The organism is Longimicrobium sp., from assembly GCF_035474595.1.
In the GTDB taxonomy this organism is placed as follows: Bacteria; Gemmatimonadota; Gemmatimonadetes; order Longimicrobiales; family Longimicrobiaceae; genus Longimicrobium.
This window is the reverse complement of record NZ_DATIND010000051.1, coordinates 1-18,155: the sequence shown is the minus strand read 5'-3', so window position 1 is coordinate 18,155 and position 18,155 is coordinate 1. Positions and strand designations below refer to the sequence as shown.

Genomic DNA, 18,155 nt, shown 5'->3' with positions numbered 1-18,155 from the left:
GGGAGGCGTCCTCCAGAGCGGAACCGGCTGCCGAGCCGAACAGCCTCGCGCAGTTTGCGAGGCTTCCCGTAGTTGTTGCTGCGACTTTAGTCGCCGGTGAGGGGCAAGGCCGCGAACTTTCTATTCAGGCCGGCCACACCGTCGTTGTCCTCCGCACGAGCGGTTGAAGGCCGAAGGATCTATCGGAGAGGTCGCACGTGCGCTTCCGGATTGCACAATCGGTCTCTGCATGCAGTATGAGATGGGCTCGATCGCGGGCGCGGAATCATTCTGCGACGACGGGCCGCATCTCCCTGCAATCGTGTGCCTTACATCATCTCTTCTGAACTCGCTTCTCGGTCGGTCGAAATGCCCAGGGCGCTGCTGAGCGTATCGGACAAGACGGGGCTGGTGGACTTCGCGCGCACGCTGCTGGAGCGCGGCTGGACGCTGCTTTCCACCGGCGGCACCGCGCGCGCGCTGCGCGACGCCGGCATCCCGGCGATGGAGGTGAGCGACGCCACCGGCCACCCGGAGATGATGGACGGCCGCGTGAAGACGCTGCACCCCGCGGTGCACGCCGGCCTCCTCGCGCGCCGCGCGAACGACGACGACATGGCGCAGATGCGGGCGCAGGGGTACGCGCCCATCGACCTGGTGGCCGTGAACCTCTACCCCTTCCGCGAGACGGTCGCTCGGCCGGGCGTGACGGTGGACGAGGCGATCGAGAACATCGACATCGGCGGGCCGTCGATGCTGCGCTCCGCGGCCAAGAACCACGAGAGCGTCTGGGTCGTCGTCGACCCGGCCGATTACGGCCGCGTGCTGGCCGGGCTGGACGCGGAGGACGAGGAGGCGCGCGCGCTCCGCCGCGAGCTGGCGGTGAAGGTGTACGCGCACACCTCGGCGTACGACGCCGCGATCACCGCGTACCTGGGCGGGGTGGGGAAGACGGCGCCCGCCGCGCCCGCGCTGCCGGACGCGATGGAACTGCGGCTGGAGAAGGTGCAGGACCTTCGCTACGGCGAGAACCCGGACCAGCCGGCCGCGTTCTACCGCGAATCGTCCGCCACGGGCGGCCTCCCGGCGATGCGGCAGCTGCACGGCAAGGAGCTGTCGTTCAACAACCTGATTGACGTCGACGCGGCGCTGCTGGCCGTCTCCGCGTGGGAGGGCTCGGGGCTGGCGGCGTGCGCGATCATCAAGCACACCACGCCGTGCGGCATCGCCGTGGGCGCGGACCCGGCGGAGGCGTACCGCAAGGCGCTGTCGACGGATCCCACCAGCGCGTTCGGCTCGGTGATCGCCTTCAACAGCGCGGTGACGGAGCAGGCCGCCGCCCTCCTGCGCCCCAACTTCGTGGAGGCGATCGTCGCCCCGTCGTTCCACCCGGCCGCGCTGAAGCTGCTGGCGGAGAAGAAGAACCTGCGCCTCATCACCCTCCCCACGGCGGATTCGGGGGATGAGCTGGACTTCAAGCGCGTCCGCGGCGGCTTCGTGGCGCAGGCGCGGCTGGCGATGCGCTTTCCCGAGAACGGCTGGCGGGTGGTGACGAAGCGCGCGCCGAGCGCGGAGGAGATGGACGACCTGCGCTTCGCCTGGCGCGCGGTGGCGACAGTGAAGTCCAACGCCATCCTGCTGGCGCGCGGCGGGATGGCGCTGGGGATCGGGGCGGGGCAGATGAGCCGCGTGGACAGCTCGCGCATCGCGGTGATGAAGGCGCGCGACAACGGCTTCGACCTGGCCGGCGCCGCGCTGGCCTCCGACGCGTTCTTCCCCTTCCGCGACGGCGTGGACACCGCGGCCGGGGCGGGCGTGCGCTCCATCATCCAGCCCGGCGGCTCCGTCCGCGACGAGGAGACCATCGCCGCCGCGGACGAGCACGGGATCGCGATGGTGTTCACCGGCCGCCGTCTCTTCCGCCATTGAGATGAGATGAGGACGATGCGATCGACCGCCGCCGTCCTTCTCCTCGCCCTCTCCGCGTGCACGCGCTGGGGAAGCGCGCAGTCCGGCATCTTCCGCGAGATCACGATCGGCGACGGCAGCCAGGAGCTGAAGCTCGGCGCGCCGATTCGCGACGACGTTCAGCCGCTGCTGGTGGCCGCCGGCAAGGACACGTACCGCGTGCGGCCGGGGATGTACGGCGGCGCGGACTCCATCACCGTGTCCACGCGCCCGGACGGCACCGTGCGCTGCATCGCGTTCGCGTACGGGCCCGGCGAATCGTACGACTTCATCGTCGCCGGGTACGAGCAGGACCTGGGCGCGCCCGCCACCCGCTTCACCTCGCCCGACAGCCTGCGCCAGATCACGGAGTGGCACGATGCGCGGACGGCGTTCGTCGTGACCCGCGAGGGCGGACGGGTGTCGTCCATGCTCTGCGAGCCGGACCGCATCGAAGGCGGGCAGAAACCCGCGGTCACCGTGGGCGGAGCCAATCCCGCCAGGGGCTGAACGCCTTCCGAGATCCACATCCCTCCGGATTCCTCACCGAGCCCTGTCCCCCGGATGGGACAGCGGGATGCGAAAGGGCGGACCTCGGTCCGCCCTTTCGCCGTTGTTGTGCATCGCCGCGCGGGCGAACACATTCCGAGCGCTTCCTTCCGATCTCTCCGGCGCGGGCGAATCTCCCCGCCACCTCCACCCATCTCCGCACCGCATCCATGACCGGCTTCGTCCAGAGGCTCCTGCACCGCACCGGCGTGCACCTCGCCCGTTATCCGCTGCGCTCCGAGTACGAGAACGTGCTGCACGACTTCCTGGCCGGCTTCGGCGTGGGGTGCGTGCTGGACGTGGGCGCGAACGTGGGCCGCTTCGGGCTGGCGCTGCGCCGGCTGGGGTACGGTGGACGGATCGCGTCGTTCGAGCCCGTCGCGGCCACCTTCGAGCGGCTGCGGGCGCGCGCGGCCGGCGACCCGCGCTGGGAGGCGCACCGCATGGCGCTGGGCCTAGTGGACGGCGAGGCGGAGATCCGCACCTTTCCCGGCCACGAGAACGCCACGCTCGCGCGCCTGGGCGACTTCGCGCGCGAGTGGCTGCCCTCCGCGCTGAAGGACGAGGGCTCCGAGCGCGTACCGGTCCGCCGCCTCGACACGCTGCTCGCGGACGGGACGGTCGAGCTGGACGCGCCGGCGTTCCTGAAAGTCGACGCGGAGGGGTTCGACTGGCAGGTGATCGAGGGCGCCGGCTCGCGCGTGGAAGGCTTCGTGGGATTGCAGATGGAGATGATGGTGCAGCCGATGTGGCCCGACGCGCTGCCGTTCGGCGCCTCGGTCACGCGGCTGGCGGAGATGGGATTCGAGCCGGTCGCATTCTCCGTGGCCAACCGCGCGCGCTTCTCGGCGATCGTGGTCGACGGCCTGTTCCGCAACGCGCGCTTCGCCCCCGACCCCGCCCGTGCCGCGGAGATGTGGAATCCCGCGGGGATGGGACTGTCGCCACAGGTGTGGACGCATCCGGCCGATGCCGAGCCCTCCAGCCGCGACAGCGCCGGCGCATCCTGGACCGCGTAGGGCGGGGGCGGCCGTCGCTTGCACAATGTCCCGTTCAGTGCCGCGATTCTTCACATCCGTTTACATTGGGGGACGAATCGGCTTCTCCGCAGTGACTCCCGATCCCCATCCAAGCGATGCGCAGAATCTTCCTCATCGCCCTCGCCGCCGTGCCGCTGTGCGCGACCGCCGCGGCCGCGCAGCAGGGCTCCACGCCGATGCAGCAGGGCAATCGCGTCATCGAGTTCCGCGCTGACGTCGGCATGTCCGAAGACACGCTGGCGTTCGCGCCGGAGCTGGTGTGGAGCATGGTGCCGCACGTCTTCAACGAGCTGGGGCTCCCCGCCACCGAGAGCGCCGACAGCACCGACCACGCGTTCCTCACTCCGTACCTGGAGGTGCGCGGGCAGCTCTTCGGCCGCCGCAACCACGACTTCTTCCAGTGCCAGGACAACGGATTCGGGATGGAGCTGGCGGACAACGCCAACATGATCATCGCCATGCTCATGCGGGTGGTGCCCGCGGGCGACGGGCGCACGATCCTGCGCACGCAGGTGGACGGCCACGCCCGCCGCCGCGACATCGCCACCAACGTGGTCGACTGCGCCTCCACCGGCGTCCTCGAGAAGGCGCTCGCCGAGATGGTCACCCAGCGCCTGCGCGAGATGCCGACGGCAGCGGCGCCGTGAGCGGCCACGCGAGGGCATGGGGCGGGAGGGCGGCTGCGAGGCCGCCCTCTTTTTCTGAATCGAGGGAAGATGGACAGTCCTGTGGGCACCCGTTACCTTGTGAAGAATCTCAAACAGGAGCCGGGAGATGACTCAGCCGCTTCAGGATGAAGATGAAGATCCCGCCGAGGTCGAGCGTGCGTGGGATGACGAGATCCTTCGCCGCGTCGCCGAGCTCGAAGCCGGCACGGCTGAGTTGATCCCGGCCGAAGAAGTCTTCGCCGAACTTCGCGTCCGTTCCCGCCGGTTCGCGGCTGCTGGTGGTGATGATGAGCCAGCATAGCGATCCTACGCTTGACCGCATCCGGCAGGTGCGGCACGAGATTTCGGAGGCTGTCGGCCACGATCCCCATCGGCTGGTCGAGTACTACATGCGGCTGCAGGAGCAGCATCGCAACCGGCTCGTGGATACAGCTGAAATCCCTCCCCCAGCGAAGTCCGCGGCCTGATCACCCGGAAAACCGCCGACGAACGCGCGCGCAGCGAATCCCTGCGCGCGCGTTCGTCGCGTCCGATCGATTCGAATCCCGGCCCCGTCAGATCCGCGCGCGGTTGCACGTTTGACGGAATCCGGCCGCCGGGGTACTTTGCGGCTTCCACCCCCGGACGGACCTGAGAGCTTGCGCGGACTGATCTTCGACCCCTTCGCCGGGATCAGCGGCGACATGACGGTGGGCGCCCTGCTGGACTTGGGGCTCCCGCTGGAGTGGCTGCAGTCCTTCGTCGCGTCGCTGAACCTGGGCGACGTGCGCGTGGGCGCCGAGCGCGTGAACCGCAAGGGAATCGCCGCCACGCGCCTGCTGCTGGAGCTGCCGCACGAGCACGCCCATCGCCATCTGCACCACGTGGTGAAGATCATCGAGGGCACCGGCGTGGCTCCCGAGGTGCGCGACCGCGCGGTGCACGCCTTCACCCTGCTGGCGCAGTCCGAGGCCGAGGTGCACGGGACGACCGTGGAGCGCGTGCACTTCCACGAGGTGGGCGCAGTGGACGCCATCGTCGACATCCTCTCCGCCGTCGCGGGGTGCGCGGAACTGGGCGTGACCGAATACTACACGCGCCCGGTGGCGCTGGGCCGCGGCTGGGTGGACATGGCGCACGGGCACTTTCCCGTGCCCCCGCCGGCGGTGCTCAAGTTGTTGAACGGCATCGAGGTAACGGACCCATCGTTCGAGGGCGAGTGTACCACGCCGACCGGTGCCGCCCTGATCGCCGCGCTCACCGGCGGCCGCGCCGCGCCCGCCGCGTACACCCCGCTGGCCAGCGGCTTCGGTGCCGGCACGCGCGACCCGCAGGACCGCCCCAACGTCCTCCGCCTGGTGCTCATCGAGCCGCGGGAAGCGGAGGGGGATGGAGATCAGGTGCTGGTCGTGCAGTGCGACGTGGACGACCTGCCGCCCGAGTACGTGCCGCCGCTGATGGAGGCGGTGCTGGCCGCCGGCGCGCTGGACTGCACCGTCACGCCGGTGGGGATGAAGAAGGGGCGCCCGGGCTTGCGGATCGAGGCGCTGGCGCAGCCGGCCACGCTGGACGCGGTGAGCGGCGCGCTCTTCCACGCCGGCTCGTCGATCGGCGTGCGCTGGTGGCCGGTGTCGCGCGCGGTGCTGCCGCGGCGGGTGGAGACCGTGACCTGGCGCGGCGAAGAGGTGCGGGTGAAGCGCTCGCGGCTCCCCGGCGGGGGCGAGCGGGCCAAGCCCGAGTTCGAGGACGTGGCGCGCGCCGCCGGGCGGCTGGGGATTTCCCCGCTGGCGGCGTACCGCGCCATGCTGTCGGAAGGCGTGGCGGCCGAGGGGTGAAGCCCCGCGGCCGCCCTCCCCTGTCCCCGTCCGCGCAAAGCGCGGGCGGGCGGAACACCAATCCCACGGAGGACACCCGATGAACACCCGGAACGGGCTGCGGCTGGCCCTGGGCGCCGCGGCGCTCGGCACCCTGCTGGCGAACGGCGGGGCGGTCGCGCAGGGGAACCGCGCCGGCGCCGCGTCGCTGCCGCAGGTGGCCTGCGCCAGCGGCGTGAAGGTGTCGGCCGCCGCGGCCGACGCGCAGGCGGTGATCAACCAGACCTACCTGCCGCGCAACGCCAACAACAAGCCGGCGCTCTTCCAGCAGGCGTACGACAAGGCCATGGCGGGCACGCAGGCCGACCCCAACAACCCGTTCAACTACTTCGTGGCGGCCAGCGCCTCGGCGGGGCTGAACCAGCCGGCTCGCGCCGACTCGCTGTACGCGCGCACCATCCAGCTCTGCCCCGAGTTCGCCAGCGAGGTGGAGCCGCAGCGCAAGACGCTGGGCGGGCAGGCGATGGAGTCGGCGCGCGTGGCCATCGCCGAGAAGCACGACACCGCGGCGGCCATCTCGCTCTGGCAGACGGCCTCGCAGCTGGACAGCACGCTGACCGACGCCTCGTTCTACGCGGCGTACTTCAGCGCGCGGCGCGGCAACCTGGCGGCGGCCATCCCGTCGTACCGCCGGCTGCTGGCGGGCCCGGCCCCGGCGGCCACCGACACCAACGCCATCGAGCGGCGCAACGTGGCGCTGGACGAGATCCTGGGCTACGCCGGCCAGCAGATCAACGACCAGAAGTACGCCGAGGCCGACGCCATGCTGCGCGACCTGCAGCGCATCGACCCCAACAACCGCAACGTGCTGTACTACCGCTCGCTGGCGCTGTACAAGATGGAGCGCTGGGGCGACCTGCTGCCCATCACCGAGAAGGTCACGCAGATCGACCCGCTGAACGAGAACGAGTGGCTGATCGCGTTCGCGGCGCACAAGGGGCTGGCCGACGCGGCCAAGGCGCAGAACAACACCACGGCCGAGCAGCAGCACCGCATGGCCGCCATCCGCCTGCAGAACCCCGATTCGCTGCAGGTGACGGTGGACCAGGTGGGGCTGGCCATCAGCGGCGGCAGCGTGACGCTGCGCGGGGTGGTGAAGGGCGCCGCCGCGCGCCCGGGCACCGCCATCAAGCTGGAGTTCACCCTGGCCGCCCCCACGGGCGACGTGGGAACGGGCACCGTGACGGTCGCCGCGCCGGCGCGCGGCCAGACGGCCAACTTCGAGCTCCCCGTCCAGGTCACCGCCTCGCCCACCACGTTCCGGTACCGATTGGTGCCATGACGCGCACAACGGCGTAGCGGACGAAGGGCGGCTCCCGGCGCGGGGGCCGCCCTTCGGCGTGAAGTGCGGAAGTGCGTGAGTGCGGAAGTGCGAGAGTGCGAGAGTGCGGAAGTGCGAGAGTGCGAGAGTGCGAGAGTGCGAGAGTGCGAGAGTGCGAGAGTGCGAGAGTGCGAGAGTGCGTGCGTGACGTGCGTGAAATGCGGCGGCGGTGTGGAAGCGGGAGTGCGTGAGTGCGTTGGCTCGATGCGGGATGGGATTTCTGCGGGTCGGAAAGATCCGAAAATGCGAGTGAACTCGCGGCTACAACGGCACGCAGTCCGCCTGCGCGGACATCACATCCGTGCGTCCGCGGGTTCGGTGCGCGTGGATGGGGTCCGATGTCCTGAGCCGCATCGCCAAACGAATCCCCGCACTCACGCACTCACGCACTTCCGCACTTCCTTTCTTCCCCCCGCACGCATCTTGCGCAAACCCCGCTCGCGGCGAACGTTTTCCCCGCGCGAGCACGATCGAACCGAAAAGCGGACCGGAGCCCCTCATTTGTCCGAGATTACCGAAGCGACCTACACCTGCCCGCGCTGCGACGCGGAGTACACCAGCGGCGACGACGCCTGCCCCCTCTGCGGCGCCATTCGCGAGGGCGAGGTGCCGTGCGACGACGATCCGGGGCGCATGGCGCACTCGCGCTGCGTGATCTGCGGCCGCGCCGTCTGCGGCGACCGCCCCGAGGGGCGCCAGGCCGCGCTCTGCCCCGACCACCGCGACATCCCGGTGATCGAGGGGTTCGCGCAGGTCTACACCAACAGCAACGAGTTCGCGGCGCAGCTGGTGGTGGAGAACCTGCGAGCCGAGGGGCTGGACGCGACGCTCTTCTCGCAGTCCGACCGCTCCTTCCCCATGGACCTGGGCGAGCTGAGCATCGCCCGCGTGCTGGTGCCGACCTTCCAGTACGAGCAGGCGCTGCAGATCATCCGCGAGTACATGGACACCGAGGGCGAGGTGACCTTCGCCTGCCCCAGCTGCGGCGACGTGTACGAGCCCGGCCAGGAGACCTGCACCAACTGCGGCGCGCAGCTGGTCGGCTGAAGCACAGGGCCCCCCGCGCGGGCCGGCGGGCGAGCGGTTCCCAGCGGGGCCGCTCGTTCGTTTGAAGAGTGCGAAAGTGCGAGAGTGCGAGAGTAACAACTCGGCACTCAGCACTCAGCACTCAGCACTTCGCACTTAGGACTTAGGACTTAGGACTTAGGACTTAGCACTCGGGACTCCCCGGTTTGGTGAATCGTCAATCCATCAGGACAGGCAAGTGAAGCTACCCGTGGTGGCCGTCGTGGGGCGGCCGAACGTCGGAAAGTCCACCTTCTTCAACCGCGTGCTGGGCCAGCGCCTCGCCATCGTCGAGGACCGGCCCGGGGTGACGCGCGACCGCAACTTCGCCCGCGCGGAGTGGGCCGGGCGCCAGTTCTACCTGGTCGACACCGGCGGGATGGTGGAGGGGAGCGACGAGCCGATGGACCGGCTGATCCGCGACCAGGTGATGGCGGCCATCGGCGAGGCCGACGTGCTGGTGCTGATCACCGACGGCAAGGCCGGGCCGCACCCGCTGGACTACGCCATCGCCGAGCGCCTGCGCCGCGCCGCCAAGCCCACGCTCCTGCTGGTGAACAAGGTCGACAACCTGGGCTCGGCCAACGCCACGCAGCACCACGACTTCTGGGACATGGGCCTGGGCGAGCCGTACCCCGTCTCCTCCACCAGCGGCAAGGGGAGCGGCGACGTGCTGGACCAGATCGTGGCCCACCTCCCCGAGGTCGAGGGCGAGGAGGAGGAGTCGCTGCGCGTGGCGGTCATCGGCAAGCCCAACGTGGGCAAGTCGTCGTTCGTCAACCGCCTGCTGGGCGAGGAGCGGCTGGTGGTCAGCGACGTGGCGGGGACCACGCGCGACGCCATCGACACCCCCATGCAGTACAAGGGGAAGCGGCTCATCTTCATCGACACCGCCGGCCTCCGCCGCCAGTCGAAGATCGGCGAGGGGGTGGAGTTCTACTCGGCCATCCGCACCGAGCGGGCGATCGAGCGCGCCGACGTGTGCCTGCTGCTGCTGGACGCCACCTCCGGACCGATCTCCGTGCAGGACCTGAAGGTCGCGGAGAAGGCGTGGGACGCCGGGTGCGGGCTGATCCTGGTGGTCAGCAAGTGGGACCTGGTGGAGAAGGAGACGATGACGGCGCCGCAGTTCGAGAAGGAGATCCGCGACCGCGCGCCGTTCCTGAAGTGGGTGCCCATCCTCTTCACCAGCGCGGTGACGGGGCAGCGCGTGCACCGCGTGCTGGAGCTGATCGTGGAGGTGCAGGAGCAGCGGATGCGCCGCATCGCCACGCACGAGGTGAACGAGGTGATGCGGGCGCTGGTCACCCGCGCCAAGCCGCCGGCGTACATGAACCACCCGGTGAAGCTGCTGTACGCCACGCAGGTGGCTGTCGCGCCGCCCACGTTCGTGATCTTCAGCAACCACCCGGACGCGATCGCGGAGAGCTACCAGCGCTACATCCAGAACGGCTTCCGCGACGCATGGGGATTCAACGGCGTGCCGCTGCGCATCAACCTCCGCCAGCGCGGCGAGGACGAGGAGTAGCGCGCTCTCCGCGGGAGATGCGGGCGCTGGGGCGGGGGAATGGCTTCAGGGTCCGGCGCGGGCCGGTGAATGGAATTCACCGGCAACAACCGCACGAAGTCCCTGCGGGACTGCGGCCGAGGCATCCCGGCGCTGAATCCGCATTGGTGCGGCCGCGGGGATGCTTGACTCGCGCGCCGAAGGTGAGGCTCGCGCCGGGATGTCCGCGAAGGCGGACTGCGCGCCGTTGTAGCCGCGAGTTCACTCGCATTTTCTCGCACCAACGCCTGAGGGCGCGGTCCTCGATCTGCAGGACTCGACCACCCCGACCCTGACCGACACCGCCGGATGACCCGTCCGCTCCTGTTCGTGCTGCTCGCCTACCTGTGGGGCGCGATCCCGGCCAGCTGGATCGCGGGGAAGATGCGCGGCATCGACCTGCGCCGGCACGGCAGCGGCAACCTGGGCGCCACCAACACCTTCCGCGTGCTGGGCGCGAAGGTCGCCGCGCCGGTGATGGTGTTCGACATCCTCAAGGGCCTTCTCCCCGTCGTCCTCTTCAGCCAGTGGGACGGTTCGGCGGACTGGCGCTGGGAGCTGGCGTACGGCGCCGCGGCCATCGTGGGCCACGTCTTCTCCATCTACATGCGCTTCAGGGGCGGCAAGGGCGTGGCCACCTCGGCGGGGGTGATGCTGGCCGAGGCGCCGGTCGCGCTGGGTGTCGGCCTGGTCATCTGGCTGGTCGTTCTCCGTACCACGCGGATGGTTTCGGCGGCCTCGATCGCGGCGGCGCTGGCGGTGCTCGGGCTGCTCTTCGTCACCCCCGTCCGCCCGGAGATGCGCATCCTGGGGTGCGCTGTCTGTCTCTTCGTCATCTTCGCGCACCGGGCCAACATCCAGCGCATCCGGAACGGCACCGAGTCGCGCTTCGGCGAGGGGAGCAGGGCGGACGAGGCCACCGTGGGCGCCGCCGCCGTCACCGCGGACGGAGAGGAGGCGCGATGAGCGGGCGTGCCGCCGTGATCGGCGCCGGGAGCTGGGGAACGGCGCTGGCCAACCTGCTGGCCAAGAAGGGTACGGAGACCGTTCTCTGGAGCTACGAGGCCGACGTGGCCGCTACGGTGAACGCCGACCACGCCAACCCGCGCTACCTGGAGGGCGTCGCGCTGGCCCCCTCGCTCCGCGCGACGGGGGAGATGGCCGAGGCGCTGGCGGGCGCGGACCTGGTCGTCTCCGTCTCGCCCTCGCACGTGGTGCGGCGGGTGATGGGGGATGCGGCGCGCTTCATCGAGCCCGGCGCGGTGGTGGTCAGCGCCAGCAAGGGGATCGAGAACGAGTCGCTGATGACGATGGACGAGGTGCTCGCCGAGGTCCTCGCGGGCGCCGGCGCCGCCGGGTGCGCCTACCTCTCCGGCCCCAGCTTCGCGCTGGAGGTGGGGATGGAGCACCCGACCGCCGTGACCATCGCGGCCACGAGCGAGGAGGTGGCGCGGCGCGCCCAGGAGGCGTTCCAGACGCGCTATTTCCGCGTGTACACCAGCACCGACGTGCGCGGGGTGGAGCTGGGCGGCTCGCTGAAGAACGTGATCGCCATCGCCGCGGGGGTGGTGGACGGGCTGGGGTTCGGCAACAACTCGCGCGCGGCGCTCATCACCCGCGGGCTGGCCGAGATCACGCGCCTGGGGGTGGCCGCCGGCGCCGACCCGCGCACCTTCGCGGGGCTGGCGGGGATGGGCGACCTGATCCTGACCTGCACCGGCGCGCTCAGCCGCAACCGCTCGGTGGGCGTGGAGCTGGGCCGCGGCCGCACGCTGGACGACATCCTGGGCGGGATGGTGCAGGTGGCCGAAGGCGTCCGCACCGCGAAGAGCGCGCACGGCCTGGCCCGCAAGCTGGGGATCGAGATGCCCATCGTCGACACGATGCACGCGATCCTCTTCGAGGGGCTGGACCCGCGCGAGGCCGTGACCACGCTGATGCTGCGCGAGCCCAAGGCGGAGGTGTGGGGGTAGGGCGGAAGGGCGAATGAATTCGCGGCAACAACGGCCCGAAGTCCGCCTTCGCGGACTCGCGGCCGCGACATCCGGGCGGCGGTGACGGCACGGGAGCAGGTGAAAAAAAGGGAGGAGCCCGCGCGGGCTCCTCCCTTTTTTCACCTCTGGCAACGCACGAGGGCGAGACCGGAGGGGCTACTGAACGGCGCAGATCTCCTGCCGGATCTGCCTGGGGTCGGTGGGGCACTGGTTGGGGTCGGTCACCATCACCCACAGGTACCCGGTCGAGGTGGCCCCGGATGCATCGGTGGCCACCACCTGGAGCTGGAAGGCGCTGAAGTCGGCGTAGCCGCTGTACGACGGGCCGGTTCCCACCACCTGCCCGTCGCGGTACCAGGTGTACGTGAACGGGGGCTGGCCCCCGGTGGTGGTGGCCGCCCAGTACGCGTAGTCACCCGGCGCCACGCTCGACGGGCCCGAGATCCCCACCGCCAGCGGACGCTGATAGGTCAGGGCCGCGTACGCGTTCACCACGCGGTTCGGGCCCTCGGCCGTGTTCACGAGACGTTCCCAGACCTGCGACACCGTCTCGTTCGGGTAGTACGAACGGATCAGCCCCACGATCCCGGCGACGTTGGCGGTGGCGGCGGAGGTGCCGCCCGTCTCGGTGTAGATGCTGGGGGAGCCGGCGTCGCAGGTGTACTGCTGATAACACGTCGCCCCCATCGTCGCTCCGCCGGCGAAGCCGGAGACGTCGCGCGCCGCGGTGCTGTACACGTTGTTTCCGGCCGCGTCCACCCCCGCGATTCCCATCACCACGTCGTAGGACGCGGGCTCCACGGCCGAGGCGCCCACGGTATTGCCCGTCGCCGCGACCAGGAACACGCCGTAGGTGTTGCGGGCGGTGGACAGCGCGCGGTACACGTCGCTGTTGAAGCTGCCGCTGAAGCTCATCGACAGGACGCTGAAGCGCCGGGCGGCCGCATAGTTCACCGCGCGGGCGAAATCGTCATCCTCGAGGCAGTACGAGCTGTTGCCGAAGATGTCGTCGTCGCAGTGCCCCGAGATGTGGGTGTTCCAGGCGATCTTCATGCTGTACGTGGTGGCGAACGGCGCGATCCCCACGTATCCGATGCCGTTGTCGTTCGAGGCCACCAGGCCCACCATCGCCGTGCCGTGGATGTTGTCGTCGTACGGCGAGCAGGCGCCGGAGTTGGCGCTTCCGCACAGGTCGTCGATGAAGCCCCTGGCGATGACCCCGTAGCTGCCGAAGTACTGGCCGTCGTCGTGGAAGGCGCCCGTGTACGTGCTCCGCGCCAGCCCGCTGTCGAGGATCCCGATCACGGCACCGCTGCCGCGGGTGAGGTCCCACGCCTGCGGGATCTTGTGCACGGTGTGCTTGGTGTCGATGGGATTGCTGCCGACGGGCGCGGCCTGGAGCCGAACGGGCCGCGCCCGGACGGCGCTGACGTAGTCCACGTTCGGGTGCCGCAGCAGCGCGTTCAGCGCGCCGAGCCGGGCCGGCTCTTCCAGGCGCACGATCAGCAGGGGAAGCGCGTCCATCCGCTCCACCGAGGCCACGCCCGAGTGCTCGAGCGCGTGGATGACCGCGTCCATCGACGCGCCGCGCACCTTGTCCGGCCCCAGCGTGTTGCGCCGCGCCGCTCCGGGCACGTCGGCCGGAAGGGCGATGGTCTCCCGGCCCGACGAGGGGAGATCCAGGAAGAACTGGGCGGAAGGGCGGGGTGTGCTGGTGTCCTTGATCCACACCAGCACCTTGCCGCCGGGACCGATCTCCTTCAGCGCCTGCGCGAACGCGGCCGGGTCGCCGGTGATGAGGTCGCCCCGCTCGGTGCGGAGCGTGGCCGGCGCCACGGCCGCCGACAGGTCCGGCGCGCTGCGCGGGTTGGAAGGAGCGATTTCGTCGCGGCAGGCGCCGAGCAGCAGCGCCGAGGCCACGGCAGGCACCGCGGCGGCCAGGCGCAGCCGGGTACGCCTGAACGCAGGAACACGAGAACGCATGGGGGTCTCCGGGTGGGGGAGAGTGAGTGAACCGCCGGATAGGGCGCACGAAGGTACCGGTTGACGCCTGATTTTGTCAAGGCGTCAATTGAACGATCCTCCTGATCAATGTCTTGTTCAATCCATTTGCAACTGATGGCGATAGAAGAGGTAATGGATCAGGCCCTCCCCTTGGTCCGGGCTGCCGGCGATTGTGGTTTGATTCGGCTCCCGATTTGGATCGGCCATTTACCGAGCCTGGACGAAGCTCCCCGGCCGGTGAGTGCCATCCCGCTCCGCGGCCGCTGTTGCCCATGGTCGGACGGAGCTAAGATCATGGCGCCCGCTCTGGCTGATGCGGGCGGCCGCGAATGGCGCCGGGAGAGTGGGTCGGCATCCAACGAACAGACTCGATGAAGCGTCCGCAGCGGGAGTTCTACTCAATCGGCGAGGTGTGCGAGCTGTTCGACCTGAAGCCGCACGTGCTGCGCTACTGGGAGACGCAGTTCCCCGCGCTCAGCCCGCCCAAGAACCGCGCCGGCAACCGCGTGTACCGCCAGCGCGACCTGGAGCTGATCGCCCTCATCCAGCACCTGGTGCGCGACGAGCGCTACACCATCGAGGGCGCCCGCGCGCGCATCGACGAGCTGAAGCAGGAGGGCGCCGCCGCCGACGTGGCCGGCGCCGCGCTGGAGAAGAGCTTCGTGCGCTCGCTGCGCGCCGAGCTGGAGGAGCTGCTGGAGATCCTGACCCCGCCGTCCGGTTGATAAGCCCCACCCCACCCGATACGTTGCCCGCCACGGACGCGTGAGGGATGCGCGCCCGAAGGGCCGGGACACCGCCGCGCGCACTCCGATGCCCTCCGACCGCATCGAAGCCCGGCGCGGCGGGGGCCCGGCGCCGTTGGGCACAGCTGTATCGTGCCCTACGGCGCGCGCAGCCCGGCCCGGAGCGCAGCGGAGGGACACGCCCAAACCCCGCTCCTTCCAGCACTTCCGCGTTACGCACCGATGCTGATTCTGTGCACGAACGACGACGGCTACCTGGCCCGCGGGCTGCGCGTGCTTTCCGGCGCGGCGCAGGCGCTGGGCGAGGTGCACGTGGTCGCGCCGGACCGCGAGCAGAGCGCCACCAGCCACTCGCTGACCATGCACGTGCCCATCCGCGAGCGCTCCGTCGGCGAGCGCACGCACTCGGTGAGCGGCACGCCCACGGACTGCGTGTTCCTGGCCGTGCAGGAGCTGCTGCCGCGCCGGCCGGACTTCGTGCTGAGCGGGGTGAACCACGGCATGAACATGGGCGAGGACGTGCTCTACTCCGGCACCGTGTCGGCGGCGATGGAGGCCACCGTGTTCGGCATTCCCGCGGTGGCGCTGAGCTACGCGGGGCGCACCGACGTGGAGCACCTGGAGGCGTACGGGCCGCTGCTGGAGCGGCTGCTGGCGCAGATCGTGTCGCACGACGGCTTTCCGCGCGAGACGCTGCTGAACGTGAACCTCCCGCCGATCTCCCCGTCCGACGTGAAGGGGGTGATGGTGACGCGGCTGGGGCGGCGCTCGTTCAGCGACTCGTACGTGCGCGGGACGGACCCCAGCGGGCGGCCGTACTACTGGATCGGCGGCGGCTCGATCGAGTGGGCTACCGAGGAAGGGACGGACTTCTTCGCGATCGACAACGGGTACATCTCGGTGACGCCGCTGCACCTGGACCTGACCAACCATGCGCTGATCGAGGGCGTGGGGGGATGGGGACTCTCGGTATGAGCGACCGCTTCACGGCGCAGCGGCGCGCGCTGATCAACCGCATGCAGGAGCGCGGGATCCGCGACCTGAACGTGCTGCGCGCCTTCGACCTGGTCCCCCGCCACCTCTTCGTTCCCCAGGCGGTCGGCCACCGCGCGTACGAGGATTCGCCGCTCCCCATCGGCTTCGGGCAGACGGCGTCGCAGCCGTCGCTGCAGGCGCTGTACATGCAGCTGCTCCAGATCGGCCGGAACGACCGGGTGCTGGAGATCGGCACCGGCTCGGGGTTCCAGACGGCGGTGCTGGCCCAGCTCGCCGACCGCGTCTACTCGGTCGAGCGCATCCGCGAGCTGTCGACGCGCGCGCGCGAGGTGCTGGACGGGATGCGCATCTCCAACGTGGCAATCCTGGTGGGCGACGGCACTATCGGCTGGAGCCGCTACGCGCCGTACGACGCCATCCTGGTGGCCGCCGGCGGCCCGGAGGTGCCCCAGCCGCTGCTGGACCAGCTCGCGGACGGCGGGCGGATGCTGGTCCCTGTCGGCACGCGCGAGTCGCAGCGCCTGGTCCTCGTCCACCGCCGCGGCGACTCGTTCCACTACGACGACGTGGCCGAGTGCACCTTCGTGCCGCTCCTCGGCCGCTTCGGCTGGGCGGACGAGCGCGTGGGCGGGTGATCGGGCGTCGCATCATCACCGGCAGGGGCGGCCTGGGCGTGGGTGGAAGGGTGGAAGGGTGGAAGGGGGTGGAAGGGCGATTGAAATCGCGGCAACAACGGCCCAAAGTCCGCCTTCGCGGACTCCCAGCCTCGGCATCTCCGCTCGATTCGAGCCAGTAGAATGCCTCCAAGATCGCCTCCCCACTCCGATGCCGAGCCGAACAGCCTCGCGCAGTTTGCGAGGCTTCCCGTGGTTGTTGCTGCGGCTTCAGCCGCCGGTGGGAGGCTTGGGCGTGGGTGGAAGGGCGATTGAAATCGCGGCAACAACGGCCCGAAGTCCGCCTTCGCGGACTCCCCGCTCGGGCATCTCCGCTCGATTCAAACCGGTAGAACGCCTCCAGTCCGGCTCCCCACCTCCGATGCCGAGCCGAACAGCCTCGCGCAGTTTGCGAGGCTTCCCGTGGTTGTTGCTGCGGCTTCAGCCGCCGGTGGGAGGCTTGGGCGCTCCAGCCGCTCTGGCGCGGAGGGATGCAGTCCGCTCGGCCGCGGGGGCGTTGCGGCGGCTGTCCAAAAGCGACCTCAACCGGCCGCAAAGGGTTCGCATTCGTTGACTTCCGGGCGTCTGCGCCGTACGTTCCCGAGACAGATTCCCATCTCCCCATCCCAGCCCCTCGCCCGGACGCCCCGATGAGCGATCAGCCCGGCATTCCCGCGATCACGGTCTTCCCGCCCTTCAATCCCGCGCCGCGCCAGGCCGAGCCCGCTCCCGAGCCCATCCGCGACCAGGCCCCGCCCCCCGCGGAGCCGGAAGCCGCGACCGAGCCCGAGCGCGCCGCCCCGTCGTGGGATGCCGCCGCCCCGTCGTGGGATGCCGCCGCCCCCGCCGCGCCGATGCCGTGGGACTTCGAGGCGCCCGCACCGGAGGCCGGCGCCCCGGCGGACGAGGCGGAGCAGGCGGAGGACAACGACGAGGACCTCCCCTGGCTGGAAGTCCCCGCGCCGCCGCGCGTGCACGAGGCCGGCGAGGCGGAGGAGATCAAGGCCGAGGACGCGCCCAACTGGATGGACTGGGTCCGCACCGACGAGCAGGATGCGGCGCCCGAGGCCGCCACGCCCATCGAGGAGCTGGCCGACGACGCGCAGCCCTGGGCGCCCGAGGTGGAAACCGCCGCCGACGCGTGGCAGCCGCCCGCCGAGGAGTGGAAGGCGCCCGAGAGCGAGGCCGCCGAGGAGCCGTGGCGCGCCCCCGATGCCCCGCAGGCCGCCGCCGACGCCTGGAGCGCGCCCGACTCCCCCGCACAGCCGCTGGTAGATGAGCAGCCCGCGCATCCCGCGGCCGAGGCGGAGTTCGACCTCCCCGAGCCCGAGTTGTACGACCTGCCGGACGTCACGCCGTCCGCCGCTGCGCCCGCCGCGGAAGCGGCCGAGGGGCCGGAGGCCGAGCCCGCGTGGGAGCTCCCCGCTGCGGACGTCACCACCGGCTCGGACGCGCCGCCTGCGTGGGAGTCGTTCGGTGCCCCCTCCGCCGAGGTCGCCGCGGAGGAGGCCTGGACCGCGCCCGAGGGGGTGAACGAGCCCACGCCCCCCGCGCAGCCCGCCGCCGCGCAGGCCCACGTCTCCGGCGCGTTCGGGGAGGTGGCGGAGCGGCTGCAGGCCATCGCCGACCAGCTGCGCAGCGACCCCGCGGGGTTCCTGGCCGGGGCGCAGGGCGGGGGAGACCCGCTCGGCCTGCTGGTCGCCGGCTTCGTGCTGGGCTACAGGGCGCACCACGGCGCCTGACCGGCCCGAATGGCAGACGGCGTCCGCCGGCGCGCACCGCGCGCCGGCGGAC

General features: G+C 70.7%; 16 protein-coding genes. 15 read left to right on the top strand and 1 reads right to left on the bottom strand.

Annotation, left to right across the window (positions count from 1 at the left end; all coding sequences use genetic code 11):
* Positions 1–348: 348 nt before the first annotated feature.
* The 11 genes from purH (at position 349) to VLK66_RS09720 (ending at position 11,941) form a co-directional block, all read left to right on the top strand.
* Positions 349–1,908: a bifunctional phosphoribosylaminoimidazolecarboxamide formyltransferase/IMP cyclohydrolase gene (gene purH, locus VLK66_RS09770; protein ID WP_325309216.1), complete on the top strand. Its 1,560-nt coding sequence runs from the start codon at positions 349–351 to the stop codon at positions 1,906–1,908.
* Between the two features lie 6 nt (positions 1,909–1,914).
* Positions 1,915–2,436, top strand: a complete 522-nt coding sequence (locus VLK66_RS09765; RefSeq protein ID WP_325309215.1) for a hypothetical protein — start codon at positions 1,915–1,917, stop codon at positions 2,434–2,436.
* Between the two features lie 209 nt (positions 2,437–2,645).
* A complete protein-coding gene (locus VLK66_RS09760; RefSeq protein ID WP_325309214.1) occupies positions 2,646–3,494 on the top strand; it encodes an FkbM family methyltransferase in 849 nt (282 codons plus the stop codon).
* A gap of 116 nt (positions 3,495–3,610) precedes the next feature.
* A complete protein-coding gene (locus VLK66_RS09755) occupies positions 3,611–4,162 on the top strand; it encodes a hypothetical protein (protein ID WP_325309213.1) in 552 nt (183 codons plus the stop codon).
* Between the two features lie 127 nt (positions 4,163–4,289).
* Entirely contained in the window at positions 4,290–4,484 is a 195-nt protein-coding gene (locus VLK66_RS09750; protein ID WP_325309212.1) for an addiction module protein, read from the top strand.
* A 337-nt stretch (positions 4,485–4,821) separates the two neighbouring features.
* Complete coding sequence (gene larC / locus VLK66_RS09745) at positions 4,822–5,997, top strand: nickel pincer cofactor biosynthesis protein LarC (protein WP_325309211.1); 1,176 nt, start codon at positions 4,822–4,824, stop codon at positions 5,995–5,997.
* A 79-nt stretch (positions 5,998–6,076) separates the two neighbouring features.
* Entirely contained in the window at positions 6,077–7,318 is a 1,242-nt protein-coding gene (locus VLK66_RS09740) for a tetratricopeptide repeat protein (protein WP_325309210.1), read from the top strand.
* 540 nt (positions 7,319–7,858) lie between these two features.
* The gene (locus VLK66_RS09735) at positions 7,859–8,404 is read left to right on the top strand and encodes a hypothetical protein (RefSeq protein ID WP_325309209.1); all 546 of its coding nucleotides are present in this window, start codon (positions 7,859–7,861) and stop codon (positions 8,402–8,404) included.
* 217 nt (positions 8,405–8,621) lie between these two features.
* Positions 8,622–9,950: a ribosome biogenesis GTPase Der gene (der, locus tag VLK66_RS09730; RefSeq protein ID WP_325309208.1), complete on the top strand. Its 1,329-nt coding sequence runs from the start codon at positions 8,622–8,624 to the stop codon at positions 9,948–9,950.
* 327 nt (positions 9,951–10,277) lie between these two features.
* Positions 10,278–10,934 (top strand): glycerol-3-phosphate 1-O-acyltransferase PlsY, encoded by a 657-nt coding sequence (plsY, locus tag VLK66_RS09725; RefSeq protein ID WP_325309207.1) that lies wholly within the window; start codon positions 10,278–10,280, stop codon positions 10,932–10,934.
* Positions 10,931–11,941 (top strand): NAD(P)H-dependent glycerol-3-phosphate dehydrogenase, encoded by a 1,011-nt coding sequence (locus VLK66_RS09720; RefSeq protein WP_325309206.1) that lies wholly within the window; start codon positions 10,931–10,933, stop codon positions 11,939–11,941. Before plsY ends, VLK66_RS09720 begins: the two co-directional genes overlap by 4 nt.
* Positions 11,942–12,118: 177 nt before the next feature.
* Here the strand turns inward: VLK66_RS09720 and VLK66_RS09715 are convergent, their stop codons facing one another.
* Positions 12,119–13,945 (bottom strand): S8 family peptidase, encoded by a 1,827-nt coding sequence (locus VLK66_RS09715; protein ID WP_325309205.1) that lies wholly within the window; start codon positions 13,943–13,945, stop codon positions 12,119–12,121.
* A gap of 392 nt (positions 13,946–14,337) precedes the next feature.
* On the opposite strand from VLK66_RS09715, the gene VLK66_RS09710 reads away from it, so the two are divergent.
* The 4 genes from VLK66_RS09710 (at position 14,338) to VLK66_RS09695 (ending at position 18,103) form a co-directional block, all read left to right on the top strand.
* A complete protein-coding gene (locus VLK66_RS09710) occupies positions 14,338–14,691 on the top strand; it encodes a MerR family transcriptional regulator (RefSeq protein ID WP_325309204.1) in 354 nt (117 codons plus the stop codon).
* A gap of 243 nt (positions 14,692–14,934) precedes the next feature.
* Positions 14,935–15,687, top strand: a complete 753-nt coding sequence (gene surE, locus VLK66_RS09705; protein ID WP_325309203.1) for a 5'/3'-nucleotidase SurE — start codon at positions 14,935–14,937, stop codon at positions 15,685–15,687.
* Positions 15,684–16,343: a protein-L-isoaspartate(D-aspartate) O-methyltransferase gene (locus VLK66_RS09700; RefSeq protein WP_325309202.1), complete on the top strand. Its 660-nt coding sequence runs from the start codon at positions 15,684–15,686 to the stop codon at positions 16,341–16,343. The genes surE and VLK66_RS09700 overlap by 4 nt, the downstream gene beginning before the upstream one ends.
* Before the next feature lie 668 nt (positions 16,344–17,011).
* Positions 17,012–18,103 (top strand): hypothetical protein, encoded by a 1,092-nt coding sequence (locus VLK66_RS09695; RefSeq protein ID WP_325309201.1) that lies wholly within the window; start codon positions 17,012–17,014, stop codon positions 18,101–18,103.
* Positions 18,104–18,155: the final 52 nt, after the last annotated feature.

What these genes read in the sequence shown, in the direction of transcription:
- surE (WP_325309203.1), top strand. Translation starts at nt 14,935, where the DNA reads ATGCTGATTCTGTGCACGAACGACGACGGCTACCTGGCCCGCGGGCTG.
- VLK66_RS09695 (WP_325309201.1), top strand. Translation starts at nt 17,012, where the DNA reads ATGAGCGATCAGCCCGGCATTCCCGCGATCACGGTCTTCCCGCCCTTC.
- VLK66_RS09720 (WP_325309206.1), top strand. Translation starts at nt 10,931, where the DNA reads ATGAGCGGGCGTGCCGCCGTGATCGGCGCCGGGAGCTGGGGAACGGCG.
- VLK66_RS09765 (WP_325309215.1), top strand. Translation starts at nt 1,915, where the DNA reads ATGAGGACGATGCGATCGACCGCCGCCGTCCTTCTCCTCGCCCTCTCC.
- VLK66_RS09700 (WP_325309202.1), top strand. Translation starts at nt 15,684, where the DNA reads ATGAGCGACCGCTTCACGGCGCAGCGGCGCGCGCTGATCAACCGCATG.
- purH (WP_325309216.1), top strand. Translation starts at nt 349, where the DNA reads ATGCCCAGGGCGCTGCTGAGCGTATCGGACAAGACGGGGCTGGTGGAC.
- VLK66_RS09755 (WP_325309213.1), top strand. Translation starts at nt 3,611, where the DNA reads ATGCGCAGAATCTTCCTCATCGCCCTCGCCGCCGTGCCGCTGTGCGCG.
- VLK66_RS09710 (WP_325309204.1), top strand. Translation starts at nt 14,338, where the DNA reads ATGAAGCGTCCGCAGCGGGAGTTCTACTCAATCGGCGAGGTGTGCGAG.
- VLK66_RS09750 (WP_325309212.1), top strand. Translation starts at nt 4,290, where the DNA reads ATGACTCAGCCGCTTCAGGATGAAGATGAAGATCCCGCCGAGGTCGAG.
- VLK66_RS09715 (WP_325309205.1), bottom strand. Translation starts at nt 13,945, where the DNA reads ATGCGTTCTCGTGTTCCTGCGTTCAGGCGTACCCGGCTGCGCCTGGCC.
- plsY (WP_325309207.1), top strand. Translation starts at nt 10,278, where the DNA reads ATGACCCGTCCGCTCCTGTTCGTGCTGCTCGCCTACCTGTGGGGCGCG.
- VLK66_RS09740 (WP_325309210.1), top strand. Translation starts at nt 6,077, where the DNA reads ATGAACACCCGGAACGGGCTGCGGCTGGCCCTGGGCGCCGCGGCGCTC.
- VLK66_RS09760 (WP_325309214.1), top strand. Translation starts at nt 2,646, where the DNA reads ATGACCGGCTTCGTCCAGAGGCTCCTGCACCGCACCGGCGTGCACCTC.